11 protein-coding genes are annotated in these 17,542 nt (G+C 57.5%); 3 read left to right on the top strand and 8 right to left on the bottom strand.

What is annotated here, in order from left to right; all coding sequences use genetic code 11:
• Nucleotides 1–10 precede the first annotated feature (10 nt).
• The gene (locus GQF00_RS01015; protein ID WP_161317188.1) at nt 11–1,924 is read left to right on the top strand and encodes a transglycosylase SLT domain-containing protein; all 1,914 of its coding nucleotides are present in this window, start codon (nt 11–13) and stop codon (nt 1,922–1,924) included.
• 80 nt (nt 1,925–2,004) lie between these two features.
• Here the strand turns inward: GQF00_RS01015 and GQF00_RS01010 are convergent, their stop codons facing one another.
• Both GQF00_RS01010 and GQF00_RS01005 read right to left on the bottom strand, forming a co-directional pair.
• The gene (locus GQF00_RS01010; protein WP_161317186.1) at nt 2,005–2,751 is read right to left on the bottom strand and encodes a hypothetical protein; all 747 of its coding nucleotides are present in this window, start codon (nt 2,749–2,751) and stop codon (nt 2,005–2,007) included.
• Between the two features lies 1 nt (nt 2,752).
• Nucleotides 2,753–5,674 carry a DUF748 domain-containing protein gene (locus GQF00_RS01005; protein WP_370519437.1) on the bottom strand — a complete coding sequence of 974 codons (2,922 nt, stop codon included), beginning with the start codon at nt 5,672–5,674 and terminating at the stop codon, nt 2,753–2,755.
• 148 nt (nt 5,675–5,822) lie between these two features.
• On the opposite strand from GQF00_RS01005, the gene GQF00_RS01000 reads away from it, so the two are divergent.
• On the top strand, nt 5,823–6,290 hold the full coding sequence (locus GQF00_RS01000; protein ID WP_161317182.1) for a hotdog fold domain-containing protein: 468 nt from the start codon (nt 5,823–5,825) through the stop codon (nt 6,288–6,290).
• Between the two features lie 134 nt (nt 6,291–6,424).
• Nucleotides 6,425–7,759, top strand: coding sequence for a rhomboid family intramembrane serine protease (locus tag GQF00_RS00995; RefSeq protein WP_161317180.1), 1,335 nt, complete (start codon nt 6,425–6,427; stop codon nt 7,757–7,759).
• A 6-nt stretch (nt 7,760–7,765) separates the two neighbouring features.
• On the opposite strand, the gene GQF00_RS00990 is transcribed toward GQF00_RS00995, so the two are convergent.
• The 6 genes from GQF00_RS00990 to GQF00_RS00965 all read right to left on the bottom strand — a co-directional run bounded on the left by GQF00_RS00990 (nt 7,766) and on the right by GQF00_RS00965 (nt 17,518).
• Nucleotides 7,766–9,163, bottom strand: coding sequence for a hypothetical protein (locus GQF00_RS00990; protein WP_161317178.1), 1,398 nt, complete (start codon nt 9,161–9,163; stop codon nt 7,766–7,768).
• Between the two features lie 31 nt (nt 9,164–9,194).
• Nucleotides 9,195–9,782: an alpha/beta family hydrolase gene (locus tag GQF00_RS00985; RefSeq protein WP_370519435.1), complete on the bottom strand. Its 588-nt coding sequence runs from the start codon at nt 9,780–9,782 to the stop codon at nt 9,195–9,197.
• A gap of 59 nt (nt 9,783–9,841) precedes the next feature.
• Nucleotides 9,842–10,462: a TetR family transcriptional regulator gene (locus GQF00_RS00980; RefSeq protein ID WP_161317174.1), complete on the bottom strand. Its 621-nt coding sequence runs from the start codon at nt 10,460–10,462 to the stop codon at nt 9,842–9,844.
• Entirely contained in the window at nt 10,459–11,235 is a 777-nt protein-coding gene (locus GQF00_RS00975; protein ID WP_237440339.1) for an SDR family oxidoreductase, read from the bottom strand. Before GQF00_RS00975 ends, GQF00_RS00980 begins: the two co-directional genes overlap by 4 nt.
• Nucleotides 11,236–11,404: 169 nt before the next feature.
• Nucleotides 11,405–12,445, bottom strand: coding sequence for a PA0069 family radical SAM protein (locus GQF00_RS00970; RefSeq protein WP_161317172.1), 1,041 nt, complete (start codon nt 12,443–12,445; stop codon nt 11,405–11,407).
• A 273-nt stretch (nt 12,446–12,718) separates the two neighbouring features.
• The gene (locus GQF00_RS00965) at nt 12,719–17,518 is read right to left on the bottom strand and encodes an NAD-glutamate dehydrogenase (RefSeq protein ID WP_161317170.1); all 4,800 of its coding nucleotides are present in this window, start codon (nt 17,516–17,518) and stop codon (nt 12,719–12,721) included.
• Between the last annotated feature and the right edge of the window lie 24 nt (nt 17,519–17,542).

The following is a 17,542-nucleotide window of genomic DNA, read 5'->3' as shown; positions in this document are numbered from 1 at the left end:
GGAGGCACAGATGGTTCGCGCCGCAGTACTGATTGCCTGTAGCCTGATGGCTTCGCTGGCCCTGGCCGAGACCGACACGTTCCGCCAGGCACTGGATGCCGCTCGCAATGACGACTGGGAATCGCTCAACCGTCTTGAGAGCGCGCTGGATGATGGACATCCACTGCAAGCCTACCTTGAGTTTCACCGGATTCGAGCCGGCCTGCCCGAGCTATCACCGGAAAAGGTCCAGGCGTATGCAGAACGCTACAGCGATTCCCCGCTGCCTGGAGACATTCGTGACATCGCCATTGTCTCCTACGCCCAGGCGAAGCGCTGGGATGCCCTGCTGGCCATCAGTGACAAGCCCCCCGGGCCGGTCACGTTGAAGTGCTACTACTATCAGGCAAAGCTCGCCAGTGACGACGACTCCGCCCTGCAGGAAGCAGCCCGCCTGTGGGCCCATGGCAGCTCACGACCGAATGCCTGCGACCCGCTTTTTGACGCCGCCCGCGAAGCCGGCGTCATTGATGAAAAAGCCATCTGGGAACGCCAGCGGCTGGCCTTTGAAGCCGGCAATTACAGCTTGATGCGTTACCTGAACCGTTCTCTGAAAAACAGCGAGTATGAAACCGCGGGCAACTGGCTGAAAAAACTCTACCGCTCGCCGCAAGACATTGACGACCTCCCTCGTGGCTTAACAAAGGCCCGCAAGGAAGATCTTCGCGAAGCGGCCTTGTATCGCTGGATCTATACCGACACCGTGGCCGCCAGGGCGTGGTTCGAAAAACACGAAAGCCGCATCAAGAATGAGGATGCCCGGCAATCCCTGGGGCGCCGACTCGCCTGGTATTCCACCATTCGCGGCATTGAGGAAAACCGCCAGTGGCTGGATGACTGGCTGGAAAGCCATAGCGATACCGAGCTGCTGAGTCAGCGCGCCCGCAGGGCCATTATCGAACAAAACTGGGATGCCACCGCCCACTGGATCGGGAAATTGCCACAACAGGAGCAGGCCGACTCTCGCTGGCTTTACTGGCAAGCCCGAGCCCTGGAAGCAACAGGCTCGGAAGATGACGCCCGGGGACTGTTTCAGCAGGCCGCCCAGGGGCGTAACTTTTTCGCCTTCCTGGCCGCAGACCGGTTAGGTGAACCCTATCGGTTTTCCGATGAGCCCTACTCGGCAGAAACCCCTTTCAAGGCGCCGCCCGCCCTGAACCGGATAAAGCTGCTCCAGGAACTTGAAGAAGACAGCGCCGCCCATCGAGAATGGCTGTGGTTACTGTGGCACAGCGACAAGGAACAGCAACGGGCCCTGGCCGAGTATGCCCTGAACCAGCAATGGTACAGCCTGGCTGTCGAGGCCTCGATTCAGTCCAAATCCTGGAACACTCTTGCCTGGCGCTTCCCGCCGGCCTACCAGGCCCAGTTTGAAAAAGAGGCTCTGGAAAACGATCTGGATCCTTGGCTGGCCATGGCCGTATCGCGACGTGAAAGTGCGTTCAACCCCCGCGCCCGTTCCGGTGTGGGCGCCAGCGGCCTGATGCAACTGATGCCCGCCACAGCTCGCAAGGTGGCCAGTGACGCCAATCAGGCACGCCCTACCCAGGCCATGCTCTATGACCAAAATGTAAACATTGGCCTGGGCACCCGCTATCTGGCAGAACTGCTTGATCAATTCAACGGCAACCGCTTGCTGGCACTGGCCGCGTATAACGCAGGCCCGCATCGGATTGATAACTGGCTGGCTGAAGACGATGACAAGGCTGTGCCGGTGGACGTCTGGGTGGAATCGATTCCCTTCCGGGAAACCCGCGATTATGTGCAGGCCGTACTCACCTATCGAGTGCTGTTCATCGGTCTTCACGATGACCAGCCTCGTACCGCGCAGTTGATCAGCGACAAGGAAAACGAAAGCAGCTATACCCTGTCCATGCTGGAATAAGAGCAGCTGCTAGCTACTAGCTGTGAGGAAGTTCAAAAGCGAAAGCTTTGTTTTTTCTCATGGCTCGTAGCTCGCCTGCTCTAGTCCAGCTGGCGAATGTGATAATCCAGCCTGCCGCGGGCGTCGCGGGTATTCAGTTCCGGGATGCCCGCCAGCTGACGGCGAAGCTGGATACTGCGGGTTGGCGTGCGACTGAATGCAATGATCGCATTATGGCAATCGCTACAGGAGAGCCGGAAGCGACTGGCAAAACCGGCCATGGACTCCTCCTCCGCCAGTTCACTGTCACGATACTCTGCCCAATCACCAAAGTTCATCACCAGCATACCCTGATCAGAAACGTGAGAAGCAAGGCGCTGCTGCCACTCCAGAGACCCCGGCACCGCGCGGGTGACCTGTTCGTTACTGGGAGCAAACAGGTCTTCGATGATGAGGTCAAAGGGCGGTCCCTGATAATCTGCCAGCCACTGGCAGGCATCCGCCAGATGGGTTTCCACGCCCATTTCGGCAACGCCAAATACATCCCGCGCCACCTCAAGGTGCGGGGCATCCAGCTCGACGGCAATCAGGGTATCGGGGTTGAGCAGCGCACGAATGGGAGGAATCAGCGAGCCACCTCCCAGCCCCAGCACCAGTACCCGCTGATAGCGGTCCGGAGCATGCAGCAAGGCCGGCAGCCAGAGCAGATCCCAAACGCTGCCGGTCAGCAACCGTTTGGGGTGAAACTCCGAATGCTGTACGCCATTGGCATACAGCTCCAGTTTCTTTCCCTTGCGGTGGACTTCGTAGCGCACACCTTCTCGGTCTGCGCTCCACACAACGGCCATATTATTTCGCCAGGGTCAGTGTCAGGCCGGCAACATCGCCATCTACCTTCGACTCATTCAGGTACACACGGTCCTGGGCCACGCCCAGTTGCTGAACCAGGGCTGCCTTGGCATTTTCAGAACGCAACCGGGCCAGTTCCACCAACTGCTGCGTGGTAATCGCCTCGGCCATCGGTGGTGCCATGGCATCCCATGCCGCCTTCGCCAGAATCCTGTCCGCCTCGTTCTCATCCTCGGGAAGCGGCTCACTGACCAACGTCTCCACATCCTTATCGGTAGATGATTCATAGCGGCGTTTCAGTTTGCGACGCAACGAAGATTCCTCCAGCGCCATATCGATACCCGGCCAGTCTTCACCGTCGAGATCGGAACCAAGTGCCTGCTCTGCCAACGCAATACGGTCCGCCGCATTGGTGGTCCCGATCAAGCCGATTCTCAGGTCAGGCTTCTCATCCAATACCTTGGCCAGTGCCTCCAGGGAATCATTGGTCTGTGCGCCAGCGGTGGCACTGCCCGGCTCAAACTGGATCCTCTCCAGGTTTTCGCCGCCAGCCAGCCCAGCCAGTACAGAGAATGGAGCGGTAGCTGCCTTCACCACGATATTGGTCAGCACCTTGAGGATCATGCCGGTCACGCTGAAGCTGGGATCATCCAGTTCGCCCGACATTTTTACCGGCAGGTGTATCTCACCGCTACGGGAACGAAGCACGGAGAGGCCCAGCTTGATCGGCACCTTCACCGCTTCATCGCTCTCCACTTTCTCACCGAGATAGAACTGATTGGCGCGAATATCTGACTTGCTTCGGAGGTGGTTATTCTCGATATTGACGTCGGTTTCCACCCCCAGCTGCCCTTTCTCTACCTGATATCCCAGGTAAAGACCGGTGAACGGTGTCAGGCTGGTCATCTCATAATTCTGTAGTGTTATCGCCAGATCGGAATACAGCGGTTCTGGCGCCAGCACCCCCTTGATGGAGAATGGGGCATAGCGGTCAATCTGCGCTTTCAAATCCAGGTTTGCCCGACTGCCGGGACGCGTATTCAGGTTGGAAACGATCCCGGAGAGTTGATACAGACCTATGCGGAAATTGGGGCTGACGGTCAGATCTTCATGACGCACCTGGCTCCCCACCAACCGCACCCGCTTGATGCCTACTTGCCAGGGCTTGCCGCTGTCCGCAGCGCCAGAGCTGTCCGCTGTTGACGGAGTGCTTCCCGCGTCAATGCGAGTAGCGGCGTCACGGCCCTGATTATCGATTTGATGGAGCATATCCAGTCCCGTCAGACCGATTTCCTCAATCTGTACCTGCCGGGTTGCCGTGGAAAGGCTAAGGCCTTGCAGTGTGGCGTTGTTGGCCTTGAGCAGCGGGCGACCTCCTTCGAGCAAATTCAGCCCCTGTATATTGGCACTGGCACTGACTGTCGCATCAGGGGCATCCCCTGAGACCTGAGCATTCATGTCTACACCCAACGTTCCGGCAGTCAGCGACAGAGGCATATCCTTTTCCAGCCAGGGCGAGAAAGTAGCCAGAGGCAAATCGCTGAGGCTTGCCTTGCTGCTGATGGAAAGCGGCGCCAGCTTGCCTTCGCCAGAATGAGACAACGCGCCCTCACCGGCCAGCTTTGCACTTCCCTGCCACTGGAACGGCGCTTCCTCACCCACCACCAGATTGGTAAGGGTCAGATCCCCATCACTCAGCTCTACGGTTTGAGCCGGCGACAAGGTGCGGTCGGTGAAGCGAAGCAGGCTGCCGTTAACCCCGACCTTGTCCAGCGTGACCTTCCAGAAGGTCTCAGCCTCGACGATACGCTCCGCCGCCTGTTGTGCCTTCTCCTTCACCTGCTCTTTGACCTGCTCCGCTTTTTCCTCATCCGGAGGCAGAAACAGGGTTGCCAGATCCAAACCGGCCTCTTCCAGCACCGCATGAATCTCAGGTTTTGAAATTTCCACCTCAGGGATAGAAACCGTCTGCGCCAGAGTGTCCACCCCGATACCCGAAACCGTCACTCCTGGCACCCGGATACTCGGCGACTCTTGACCCGGTTTCAGCAGCGAGACATTGCGCAAGGTAAGGCGCCCTTCCTCGATCAGCAGTTTGGCTTCCGGGTGCTGGGTGAACTCGTATTGCGCTTCAAGATCCATCTCACCAGAAGGGACGGTAAAGCGCACTTGATCCTGACCAAGCTTGGCAAGGGAAACCAGATCCACCCGCTCAACCTGTAAGCGTCCGTTGGCAATAAAGGGAGTAAACTCAAAATGCCCGGCCCAATCGAACACCCCACCATCCGGGCCCTCCAGGCGCACAGCGTAATCGTTGGATTCCTTGTCTTTGGCAACGGTGGAGAAGTTATTCACGTCAAAGGCGATAGGCAGAATCAGCTCATGAGGCGTCTTCCCTGCCGCTTCGGTATAGCGCAGATCGCCATTGGTCAATACCAGTTCGCCCACTGCGATGCTTGGCAGGGCTGCGTCCTGCTCAGCAACAGGCGCCTCTTCATCCGGCTCTGCTTCAGCCTGCGCCTCGATATGGGCAAGAATGTCGTCGAAATTGAACACGGAGCCGGGGTTGCGGCGAGCTCTCAGCGTCAGCCCGTCCAGTGCGATCTGGTCGAAATACCAGGTCCAGCGAAACAGGGAGGAAACCTGAAAGTTCACATAGAGGTGATCAAATGCAGCCAGCACCTCGGTCTGCTCATCCTTGATGGCAAAGCCATTGATGGTGGCACTGAGCGCCAATGGGTTGATCTTGACCTCATTGATCTGAACGTCCCGGCCTGTCAACTCTGCCAGTGCCTGCCGTGCATTGTCTCTGACGAGTCCTGGCGCTACCAGAAAGCCCAATAACACGTACAACACATACAGCACAGCCAGGATCACCAATGTCTTGATTTTCCAGCTGCTCTGCTTCCAAGTCTCCAACACCTTCACAACCGATCCCTCATGCTCATCTCAATCCTGACACAATGGTAGCACCTGCGCGCAACCGTCGCGCCCCAAACCCATTGCACCCCGTTGGCAGCCATGGAAAATGTCCACATTCTCATCGGGAGAGCCACCAGGAGACAAAATCATGAGCGACAACTACTTGCTCAATATCTACGAAAAAGCGCTTAAATTGCCCGCGGGCAGAAAGCTGTTTTCCATGATGTTCAGTCGCAAAGCCCCCTACTTCGCCACTATTACCCCCGTCGTCACGCAGCTGCGACCGAATTTCTGTGAGGTTAAGTTCAAGAAGCGTAAAGGGGTGGAAAACCATATCCAGACCGTACACGTCATTGCTATCTGCAACGCACTGGAATGTGCCATGGGCGCCATGGCCGAGTCCTCTATTCCCAAGCATCTGCGCTGGATTCCCAAAGGCATGAGCGTGAACTACACCGCCAAGGCCACTACCGATATCACCGCCATCGCCGAGGTCAACCCGGAAGACTGGAAGCCCGGGGATCTGCCTGTGACCGTCAAGGCCATGCGCGATGACGGCACCGTCGTGGTAGAGGGCACCATCAATCTCTGGATCAGTGAAAAACCGGCCAAATAGCCTGCCTCCACTGTGCCCGGCCATGCCGGGCTCACTCACCCCTCCCGCTTTGTCTGCGCTAACGTTACACTGCAACAAATCGCTTAATCACCAGCCCGGATGGCTGGCGTCTTGTTGGGGAAGGGAGCTTTACCATGTTGATATTACCCGTTGGGGAAAACACCGGCCGTCGCACCCTGCCCTGGGTATGTATTTTCCTGATCATCATCAACACGCTCCTGTATGCGACCTCCACCCACCGCGATAACCAGCTGGAAATTCCGCTTACCGACCAGCAGCTGACAAACCTTGCGGAGTACGAATCTACCCTGTTGATGACCTGGCTTTCCCGTCAGGACAGCGCGACCTACTCCGATGCTGTTGCCATGAATGATCGCGGCCCGGATTTCATGTTTGCCTATGGCTGGTTCAATCAGGCGTTCACCCGGCATGTCCATGAACAGTGGCAAAGCAGTCCGCCAACCGAACAATGGCGCAAGCTGCGCGGAGACATGGAACAGTGGGTCAGCCGCTTTTCTGCCTTTCGCTGGGGCCTGATCCCCAATGCACCTACTGCCACCACCTTCGTCTCTTCCATGTTCATGCACGGTGACTGGTTTCACCTGCTGGGCAACATGGTCTGGCTGATCATATTTGGCATCGCCATGGAGCGTTACTGGGGGTGGCTTCGTTTCAGCATCGCCTATCTCGCTGCCGGACTCGGCGCTGGCCTGCTGTTCATTATGGTCGATCCCGATAGCGGCGTGCCCCTGGTAGGCGCTTCCGGCGCCATCTCCGGCATCATGGGCCTCTACTCTGGCACTTATCGGCTTCGCAAAGTGGAGTTCTTCTATACGCTCGGTTTTGTGTTTGGCAGCTTTCGTGCCCCTGCTCTGGTGCTGTTTCCTGTCTGGCTGGGCTGGGAGCTGGTTCAGGCCGCTACCGCAGACACCAACGTGGCATACATGGCCCATGCGGGTGGTCTTATCAGCGGTTTGATACTCGCCTTCCTGCTGCCGTACTCAGGCCATGACAACAGCCCAAACGAAGACACCAGCACTGATATCAAAGACCGGGAAGTCCCCGAAGCCTGTCTAAAAATGGCCGAAGAGTTACGCTTTGCCGACGCCCAACAGCGGTGTGAGCAGTGGCTGGCGAAGTACCCGACCAGCCGCCCGCTGTGGGCCTTTTACCTGGAAATGGGTCTACGTCAGAAGCAACTGGACAGCGCCATGAAAAACGCCATGAAGACCCTCAGCAAGACACCAGGTAAAGTAGTTCTGATCGCCTGGCTATGGAAAGAATACGATTCTCTGGGTGGCGACATTGCCAGGCTCCCCCCCCCCTTCCGGCTATTACTGGCAGAACTGGCATGGCAACAGAAACGGACGGCGGAGGCCCGTGCCATCGTGACAGAACTCCGCACGCAGCAGTGGCAACACCCGCGCATGGACAAGCTCAGCCAGCAACTGGAGCTGAGCGGCCCATGACCTTGTTCAGCTGTGAGCCTGCAACCTTGTCAGCAGTGCGACAGTTTCCAGCCCATCCTCGCTGTCGTGATCTCCGGGGAAATGCTTCTTCACAAAGCTGACCAGACGGTTGGCCGTAGCGGTGCTCCCCTGCTCAAGATACAGCCTTGCCAGCAGCATGTAAGCCTCACCAAGCCCCTTGAACTGGGGCGCCCGTTGATGAAGATTCACCAATAATTGCTGTGCCTCGCGAAAACGGCCACGCTCGAACAATGCTTTGGAAAGCGACAGACACAGAGCCGGATCATCCTCGAAACGCAACCCGCTTTGTTGCTGACTTGCTTCCAGCCATATCTGTACCGCCGTTCCGGCATTGCCAGAACCTAACTGCTGGCGTACAAAACGGGCCAGGTGTTCAAGCCACGGCCCCTCCTTGTGCAGCAGTTTCAAAAGCCGCAAACGACGCCAGTTCAGTTCTTGATGCAGGGGAGCAGAAGCCAGACCACGGTTGATCACTTTCAGGGCCTCTTCCAGTCGACCTTCCTGAGCATAGATATGCGCAGACCCCAGCACTTCAGCGATCTCATAATCTTCCTGGGAAAGCGAACGCCCACGCTCTTCATCCATGGTCAGACCCAGCTGGCGTGCCTTTTCATTGAGCATTGCCCCCATCATGGCCGCGGCAACCAGGGTGGTATAGGCAGAAAAAAAGGCACCGACGAACACCACTGCCGGCATGGCGTTACCTGACTCCAGTAACGCCGGGGCTGCCGTCACCGCCATCACCGCCAACCACAGCAGCAGATATGAAGCGCCCACGGTGAGGATAAGCTGCAACCAGCGCAGCGGATTCAAAGCCATAAGCAGAGAGCCACTGACTGCAAGCAACATTAGAGCAGCGGGCAGAATAAATGCCGCCAGGGCAAGCAATCCGAACGCGAGCACCATGGACGTGGAAGCAAACAGGAAAGGGCCAACGAAAAGCACAAACATCAATCCCAGCTGGCGAAAAAGCAGACCGCCTTCCGAAATACCGTCCATGGGCGATGGTGGCTCCCAGTTATCTCTCGCCACATCCGCAATCACCAGCATGGCGTACACTGACAGCAGCGTAGACACAAACAGGAAAAACAGTGCCGTGATCATGTTACTGAGCATGACATTGGCGGCCCCAAAGGCCAGCAGTAACCACAGTGCCGGCAGCTTCAGCGGATAACCGAGAATCTCTCGGGATCGTTGCCAGAATGGCAATCGGGGAAGGCCATCGCCGCGCCATTCAAGACGCTGGCTACAGAGAGGACAGCGGGGCTGACCAGCCTTGAAATTCTCTTCACCACCCGGCACACATTGCGTGCAATAGGGCTTGTTGCAACCTTCACACACCCAGCTTGTTGATTTGCGTGCGTGGTAACTACATGCATCCATGCATATCCCCTGATATATCCTGATTCGTTTTTTATGACAGTATAAACTGGCTGACCTGTTCAGCAGCCTCTGCGATCAGGTGCGTCTGAGTAAAACCACTGCGCTTGAGCGGCTTGAAATCATGGTCTCCCCCCTCCAGCCAGTGCACCTGTATCCCGACAGGTAAATTATAGCCCGATACTTCCACGGGTTTTCCAAAAGGGTCCCGCGTACCCTGACAAATAAGCATGGGCATCGTTAAATCATAAAGATGCTCAGTACGGGTTTTCTCTGGCTTGCCTGGCGGATGAAAAGGATACCCCAGGGCAATCACCCCTTGCACATTCTCAAGCCCGGAAGAACGATCCGCTGTCAGCATGGATGCCATTCGTCCGCCCATGGATTTACCCGCTATCCATATTGGCAAGCCATGTTCAGCTGCCTGAGCCAGTACTCGCTGAAAATGTGCCAACAATGCGGGGGCCCGGTCAGGTGGAAATTTTCGCTGTTCCTGACGACGCCGTTGCATGTAGGGAAACTCGAATCGGGCAACACTAATGCCCTGATCTGCTACCGCTTGCGCCATTGTGGTCATGAAATCGCTGTCCATGGGCGCACCCGCGCCATGGGCAAACAACATCAGGGCCCTGGGCTTGCTGGCAGGAGTGAACAATAAATCCGGTAATGAATCCGCCTGTGTCATTTCTGGGCAGCCTCCAGTGCCGCGAGCTGGGTTTTCAGTGCCCGATCAAACTGAACCCTGAATACATCAAAAGGCGCCTCATCAAGCAAATTGTCCATCACCGGAGCAGGATGGCTCATTACCCAGCAACCAATAACACTTTGCTGGGCCTGAAGCAGATAGGCATTCACCTGCTTTTCAGGTAGCCCGTAGTGCAACTGAAGGCGACGACTCAGCGAGGAAAATGATTCCAAGAGTAACAGTTTGAACTCTCTGGCCTGTGTCTGGTCCAGATTCTGTTCCAGCACCGAGTGGAGAATGGCAGTGAGGCGACAGAACAACGGGCGGGCAATCAAATTATCCGCCAGTTGCTCCCATAGGGCCTTGTCCTCCACCAGCGTACAGTCGGCCAGCGCTTCAAGCTCACTGAGGTACAACGCCAGGAACAATGATTCCTTAGAAGGGAAATAACGATACAGCGCCGCCTTGCTGACACCGGATTGCCGGGCAATGTCCGCCAGGGCAATAGCCTGAAATCGGTCTCGCTGGAACGCCTCGGCAGCGGCCTGAAGAATCTGCGCCCGGCGCTCAGCCTTTTGCTGGGGCGAACGGGCACGCTGAAAACAACACGAGGTCATGCCTGCAGCATCCCCGCCAGACGCCGTGTGACCAGACGGGGGGACAACTTGCCAAGCCAGACCAGCAGCAGATTCTTGAATCCGGGAATGACGATAGCGTTGCGACGCCCCGCCAGTGCTTTTCGCACAACCGCTTCGGTGGTCATGGTGCCAGCCTTGAAAAGCAGGGTGTCGGTCATATTCGCTTCGCTGGCAAATTCAGAATCCGTTGCCCCCGGGCACAGCGCGCTGACGGCCACACCATCACCTTTCAGTTCTTCATGAAGGGCTTCGGAAAAAGACAATACGAACGCCTTGCTCGCGTAATAAACCGCCATGTTCGGGCCAGCCTGAAAGGCGGCGGTTGATGCCACGTTGATAACAAAACTGTTGGCCACGTTCTTCAACCCGGGGAGCAACCGCCAGGTCAGATCTACCAGCGAGGTCACATTCACCTGAATCATGTCCAGCTGTCGCTGCAGAGCCAGAGATTCCACCGATCCTCTATCCCCAAAACCCGCATTGTTAACCAGGCCGGTTACCTGCACCTGCTTTTGCCGCAACGTCGCAACCAGTTGTTCCGCAGCATCAGCCCTCGCCAGATCAGAAGCAATACAGACAACCTGAATGCCATGTCGGGACTGCAGCTCACCGGCCAGGGCCTCCAGACGATCCAGACGTCGCGCCACCAACACCAGATGATGCCCGGCAACGGCCAGTTGTCGGGCAAACTCTTCACCAATACCAGCGCTGGCACCAGTGACGACAACTGCTTGCAAGGATGCTGCTTCCATGACTTTCTCCTAATAAGTGACCAAGGGTCACTAAAATAGCAAAGCCATGCCGTTTAGACCAGCGCCCGAATTTCAGGCACAAAAATCAGACAGTTGCCGGCAGAAACCGGTAACGATCTTCAGGCTCGAGCCCCGCTCCGACGCCCCCGCCTGTGCGGTCGCAGCTGGATCAGGTGTCCCACAGTGCCAACTGCCCATGCGGCCCGGGAGGTCTAAACCCTTCGGTATCCAGTGCCAGGGCTTCACGGGCAGACAACCCCGCCTGGCGGCAGGCGCTTTCGAATCGCTGGCGCAGAATATGCGACCACGCGCCCTGCCCGCTTTGTCGCTTATGCCAACGGCTGTCATAAATGGCGCCACCGTGCAGGTCTCGCATCACCGACATGACCTTCTCGGCGCGATCCGGATAATGCTCCTCCAGCCATTGCTGCCACAGCGGGCCCACTTCATGGGGCAGGCGCAGTACCACATAGCCAGCATGCTCTGCACCCGCCTGAGCAACCTGCCCCACGATGTCTTCCAGTTCATGATCATTGATAAACGGAATAACCGGGGCGACCAGTACTGACACCGGCACGCCTGCACGGCTTAACTCACGAATGGCCCGCAAGCGTTCCTTGCCACCACTGGCGCGGGGCTCCAGTTGTGCCTTCAAGCGGTTATCCAGCGTGGTTACTGAAACCGTCACAGCGGCTCTACCCGCCTGCGCCATGGGGGCGATCAGGTCCAGATCACGTAATACCAGGGTGCTCTTGGTGATCAGACTGAACGGATGCTGACAATCCGCCAGCACCTGAAGCAGCTCACGGGTCAATCGCCGCTCCCGCTCCACCGGTTGATACGGGTCCGTGGCTGTGCCCAGTACAATGGGCTGACAACGGTAACCGGGCTTGCGAAGGCTGTCCCGCAACACTTCAGCGGCGTTATCCTTGCAGAAGATTTCGCTTTCGAAGTCCTGCCCCGGAGACAGATCCACATAGGCATGGTTCGGCCTTGCATAACAATAGATACAACCATGTTCGCAGCCGCGGTACGGATTGATGCTCTGGGAAAAAGGCAGATCAGGGCTGCGATTGGTCATGATGATGCTTTTGGCCAATTCGCGGTGATATCGGGTGGCACGATTGGTCGGACTCTCATGCATCTCGCTGTGCGAAATGACGAAACGGCCCGGCATGTCACTGAGCGTTCCCCGGTTTACGGCAGGCATACCCACTCCTGTTGATATACTGTCTTTACGTACAGTATATCAACAGGCGGCAGGACTCAATGATTTTGCCGGCATACCCCATCACGATTCACGAGTGAGCGATACCGGCTTCTTGCTGCACACGGTTTGCCCGATGAACTGACTCAAGGCGTGTGGACTTTCCGTGAATAACGGCTGGCACCCAGGCTCAGCCTCGGCACCACGTTCCCGCCCGTTGGCGATAAGCCAAAAGAGTTGCGCCAGTGTGCAGGCCCGACCGCCGGCCACCCTCAACTACAGCAGCCGTAACTTGCGCAGCTCCCTGACGCCCACCGCAAGAGTCATGAAATCATGATGGCTATCTGCCTGCAGGCTATGCAGGCGATGAATGCTGAATTCGATCTTGTTGCTGGATTTGCCCAACCAGACATCAAAACGCTGCTCGGCACTGTCACCCTCCTGCTCAAGCACCCGCGCGGCAACCTGCCGATGCAGCCGGTAGCAGTCCTCACGCAAGTTTGCCCGGGCCAGGGCCTGCCACTTGCCGTTCACCTTCAGCTCTATGATCGCCGACAGTAACCAGAGAATGTTCAGTCGGTCTCCGACAGTAAAATACACTTCCGCCGCCAGTTTCAGTGGCACCTGTGCCTGGGAGGCCAACTCGGCAATATCGGGTCCGCTGCCCAGCACCATGGTATTGGCCAGCACCCGGGCTTCTCTCTCCGGAACGCCGTCCTCTCCCATGCCGGCAACGGCCTGCTGCCACTCCTCACGATATCCACCTGGCAGAATATCGGGCAGCAATTGCTCCAGTTCCACGATGGCACTTTGAAAACGACTCACCGCTTCGGCCACCGGGCGTCGCCCCCACTTGTAGAACAGCAACCAGGTAGTCATATGCTTGAGCAAGCCGATCACGCGGCCATAGACCCGCAACTGCACCTGACTGTCGACGACCCCATCCAGCCGGTCCACGGTCTGCCAGTAGATATCCGCATCAAACACCGCATGGGCCATGGCATAGGCTTTCACCAGACGGTGAAGCGACAGACCATGCTCATCGGCAAAACGGTGCACGAATGCAAACCCCATGCGATTGACCACTGCATTGGCCAGCACAGTAGCGATCAACTCTCGTCGCAGACCGTGATTGAGCAGCGCATCCCGATACTGCTCCACCAGCGCAGGAGGGAAATAATTCAGCACATCCCGGTCGAAGAAAGGATCATCCGGAACGTTAGAGGCCAAAAGCGCATCAAACAGGGCATTCTTGGTATAGGACAGCAGCACTGACAATTCCGGCCGGGTCAGGCCCATACCACGGGTACGTCGCTCGGTAAGGCTCTCATCATCAGGCAGATATTCCACCGCCCGGGTGAGAACCCCCTGCCGCTCAAGCATCCGCAGGTGGCTGGCATGTTCCTCCAGCCGACCGGCCGCATCGTATTCCAGCAGACTCAGCGCAAGACTCTGCACATAGTTATCTCGCAACACAGCTTCAGCCACATCGTCGGTCATGGCTTCCAGCATGGGATCGCGCTCCTCGTGGCTCAGGGTTCCTGCCTTGAGCATCTGGTTGAGCGGAATCTTGATATTCACTTCCCGGTCAGAGCTGTGTACGCCGCCGGAATTATCGATGGCATCGGTGTTGATGTGTCCGTCATGGAGCGCAAACTCGACACGCCCCAGCTGGGTCAACCCCAGGTTGCCACCCTCGCCCACCACCTGACAGCGCAGTTCGCGACCATTAATACGGATTGCATCGTTGGCGCGATCACCCACTTGGGCATGACTTTCATGGCTGCCCTTCACATAGGTGCCAATACCACCATTCCATAACAACTCCACCGGCGCCTTGAGAATGGCCTGGATCAACTCCGCCGGGGTCAGGCTGTTTTGCTCAATACCCAGCGCCTCACAGGCCTGGTGACTCAACCGGATATTTTTGGCTGAACGGGAATACACCTCCGCGCCTTCGGAAAGACATTCCCGATCAAAGTCATCCCAGGTAGCGCCTTTGGTATTGAACAGACGCTGACGCTCGGTATAGGTACGCGCCGGATCCGGGTTCGGATCAATAAAGATGTGCATGTGGTTGAACGCCGCTACCAGACGGATTTGCCGGGACAGCAGCATGCCATTCCCGAACACATCGCCCCCCATATCACCGACGCCCACCACAGTGAAGGGCTGCGTCTGGATATCCTTGCCCATTTCCCGGAAGTGCCGCTTCACACTTTCCCAGGCGCCGCGTGCAGTGATGCCCATCTTCTTGTGGTCATAGCCCACGCTACCACCCGACGCAAACGCATCCCCCAGCCAGAAACCGTACTCATCTGCCAGGCCATTGGCGATATCGGAAAAGGTAGCGGTACCCTTATCTGCTGCGACCACCAGGTAGGGGTCATCACTGTCGTGGCGCACCACAGACGGGGGCGGCACTACCTCATCGCCTTCACGGTTGTCGGTAATATCCAGCAACCCGCGGATAAACTGCTTGTAACAGTCCACGCCCTGTTGCTGCCATTCTTCACGATTGGCCGGGTTGCCCTGCTTCACCACAAAGCCCCCCTTGGCACCCACCGGCACAATGATCGCGTTCTTGACCATTTGCGCCTTCACTAGACCCAGCACCTCGGTACGAAAATCCTCGCGCCGATCGGACCATCGCAAACCACCACGGGCCACCGGGCCGCCGCGTAAATGAATACCTTCCATTTGCGGGGAATAGACAAAAGCTTCATACATGGGCAAGGGTGGCGGTAGTTCGGCCACTCGCTTGGGATCCAGCTTGAGGCTGACGTAGGGCTTTTCCTTGCCATCGGCCCCTTGCTGATAAAAGTTGGTTCTGAGCCCGGCACGCACCACACTCAGAAAGGCACGCAGCACCCGGTCACCATCCAGTGAAGCAACCTGATCCAGTTCATGATCCAGTGCCTGCGCCAATGCCACACCCTCTTTCTGGCGCCGCGCATCATCCAATGAAGGATCAAACCGGTTTTCAAACAACTGCACCAGCAAACGGGCAATCACAGCATGATCCGCCAGCAACTGCTCCATGTAACTCTGGGAAAAAGGTAATTCCGTCTGCACCAGATAGCGGGTCAGGGTACGCAGGCAAACAACCTGTCGCGCATTCAGGCCAGCCAGTAACACCAGCCGGTGCAGACCGTCGTTCTCGGTGTGTCCATGCCAGCAGGCAAGAAAGGCATCCTCAAAAAATCGCTTCTGCTGGACCGGCCCCAATGCACAATCGCCATTTACCCTTATCGAAAAAGACTGCACCCACTGATCCGGGCCATCGCGCAGGGAAACCCGGGTGGGCTCCTGACTGACAACCCGTAACCCGAAGTTTTCCAGTAAGGGCAGAATGTCGGACAACCCCAGCGGGTTGCCGAGGCTGAACAAACGCAGATAGGTGGGACAGGCCGCGGCATCATCTTCACTGACAGACAAGCTCGGCAGCACCGGCTGATTCGCAGTCAACTGAGCCAGATAGTGTATGTCCGCTGCGGCCCCCATGGGCGAGGTATTTTCCTGATACCCCACCGGAAAGGCATCGCCATAGCGCATGGCCAGCGCAGCTCCCTCTTCGCCTTCCTCACGAAGGATCGCTCGCAGTTGATCAGACCAGGACCGGGTCACTACCAGCAAGCGCTCTTCCACCTGCCCTTCGCTCATGCCGAGCTGGGTACCTTGCGGGATGCGAATAATGCAGTGAATACGTGCCAGCCCTTCACGCAGAAAATCCACACTGCGCTCCACGGACAAGCCATTGCACAACCGCATCAACTCGTCCGTCACCCTGTCACGCAGCTCCCGGGAAAATTGCTCACGGCTCAGGTAAACCATGCAGGAATAGAAGCGACCGTAGCGGTCCCGGCGCAGGAACAGGCGCAGGTGGTCACGGTCGCGCAGCGCCCGAATCCCCATGCACATGTGGAACAGCTCGTCCTCGCTGCACTGGAACAATTCATCGCGCGGGAGCTGGTAAATAATGTCGCGCAGATGCTTGCCAGAGTGGGAGCGCTCCGGCAACCGCGAGCGCTCCAGCACATGATTGACCTTGCGGCGAATCAGCGGGATATCCCTGGGCCGGTTAATGTAGGCATCCAGTGAAAAAAGACCGATATAGCGATCCGTCCCCTCCACGCTGCCATCAGCAGCCAGCCGCTTGATGGATATCACATCCATGTAGTGGGGGTGATGAATGGAGGAACGCATGTTGGCCTTGGTCACCACCACCAGACGCCCATGGGTAATGTACTTGGCCATTTCTTCGTTGGGCGCGATGAACTGATCAGCATCCGCGTGGCGACTGCCCGCACGGGCCAACCCCAGCCCGGCATCATTATCCAGTTGCACCTGGGTCACGTCGCCCACCGAACGGGCATGGGAGCGGGCATATCCCAGAAAGGTAAAATGTTCCTGCTGAAGCCAATCGATAAAGGCGCGGGCCTCTGCCAGTTCTTCCTGATCCCGGTCCGGATACTCCTGGGACAGGTTCTGCTGGGTGGCACGCAGGTTGTCGAGCATGGCGTGGAAGTCCTTGACCACCACACGCAACTCTCCCAGCACCAACTCCAGCTGTTCGCGCAATCTCTGGTAGTCCGCTTCACTGGCCAGTGGTTCGAACTCCATGTAAATCAGGGATTCTGCCGGATGATCACCGTCCCCCACGCCGTCAATACGGGAAATCTCCCCCTTCTCGTTACGGCGAATCCGCAATACCGGGTGGACAGTCCAGTCGATGGCAGTCCCCGCATCCCGCACTGCCATGGATACCGAGTCGACCAGGAAAGGTATATCGGTGGTGACCGCACGCAGGCAAGCCAGTTCGCCGGGACGCTCGGGTGGACAGACTTCGATCAGCAGTTCCTGGTGCCGCTGCCAGGCAAGCAGCCAGTGTTCCCGGGCAAGTCGAAAGAGGTGTTCAGGAGTACGAGCACTCAGCGCAGCGTGACTGGCCATTTCGAAATAGCCGGCAAGAAAGCTGCGAAACAGAGGCTGTTCTTCGGCTTTGATCTGGGCGGCCAGCATGCGTTCCAGCTGGGCCAGCATCAGTGTCTGGCGTTGGGCGATGTCGTCCTGCATCCTTTCCTCCGGCGTCAGTGCCCA

It is taken from the genome of Alcanivorax sp. DP30 (assembly GCF_009882945.1).
Lineage (GTDB): Bacteria > Pseudomonadota > Gammaproteobacteria > Pseudomonadales > Alcanivoracaceae > Alcanivorax.
Note: the sequence above shows the minus strand (reverse complement) of the source record. Positions and strands in the feature narration are given on the sequence as shown.

Bases quoted from the DNA above. Each gene is read 5' to 3' on its own strand.
- GQF00_RS01015 (WP_161317188.1), top strand. From the start codon at position 11: ATGGTTCGCGCCGCAGTACTGATTGCCTGTAGCCTGATGGCTTCGCTG.
- GQF00_RS01010 (WP_161317186.1), bottom strand. From the start codon at position 2,751: ATGGCCGTTGTGTGGAGCGCAGACCGAGAAGGTGTGCGCTACGAAGTC.
- GQF00_RS01000 (WP_161317182.1), top strand. From the start codon at position 5,823: ATGAGCGACAACTACTTGCTCAATATCTACGAAAAAGCGCTTAAATTG.
- GQF00_RS00995 (WP_161317180.1), top strand. From the start codon at position 6,425: ATGTTGATATTACCCGTTGGGGAAAACACCGGCCGTCGCACCCTGCCC.
- GQF00_RS00990 (WP_161317178.1), bottom strand. From the start codon at position 9,163: ATGGATGCATGTAGTTACCACGCACGCAAATCAACAAGCTGGGTGTGT.
- GQF00_RS00985 (WP_370519435.1), bottom strand. From the start codon at position 9,782: ATGTTGTTTGCCCATGGCGCGGGTGCGCCCATGGACAGCGATTTCATG.
- GQF00_RS00980 (WP_161317174.1), bottom strand. From the start codon at position 10,462: ATGACCTCGTGTTGTTTTCAGCGTGCCCGTTCGCCCCAGCAAAAGGCT.
- GQF00_RS00975 (WP_237440339.1), bottom strand. From the start codon at position 11,235: ATGGAAGCAGCATCCTTGCAAGCAGTTGTCGTCACTGGTGCCAGCGCT.
- GQF00_RS00970 (WP_161317172.1), bottom strand. From the start codon at position 12,445: ATGCCTGCCGTAAACCGGGGAACGCTCAGTGACATGCCGGGCCGTTTC.
- GQF00_RS00965 (WP_161317170.1), bottom strand. From the start codon at position 17,518: ATGCAGGACGACATCGCCCAACGCCAGACACTGATGCTGGCCCAGCTG.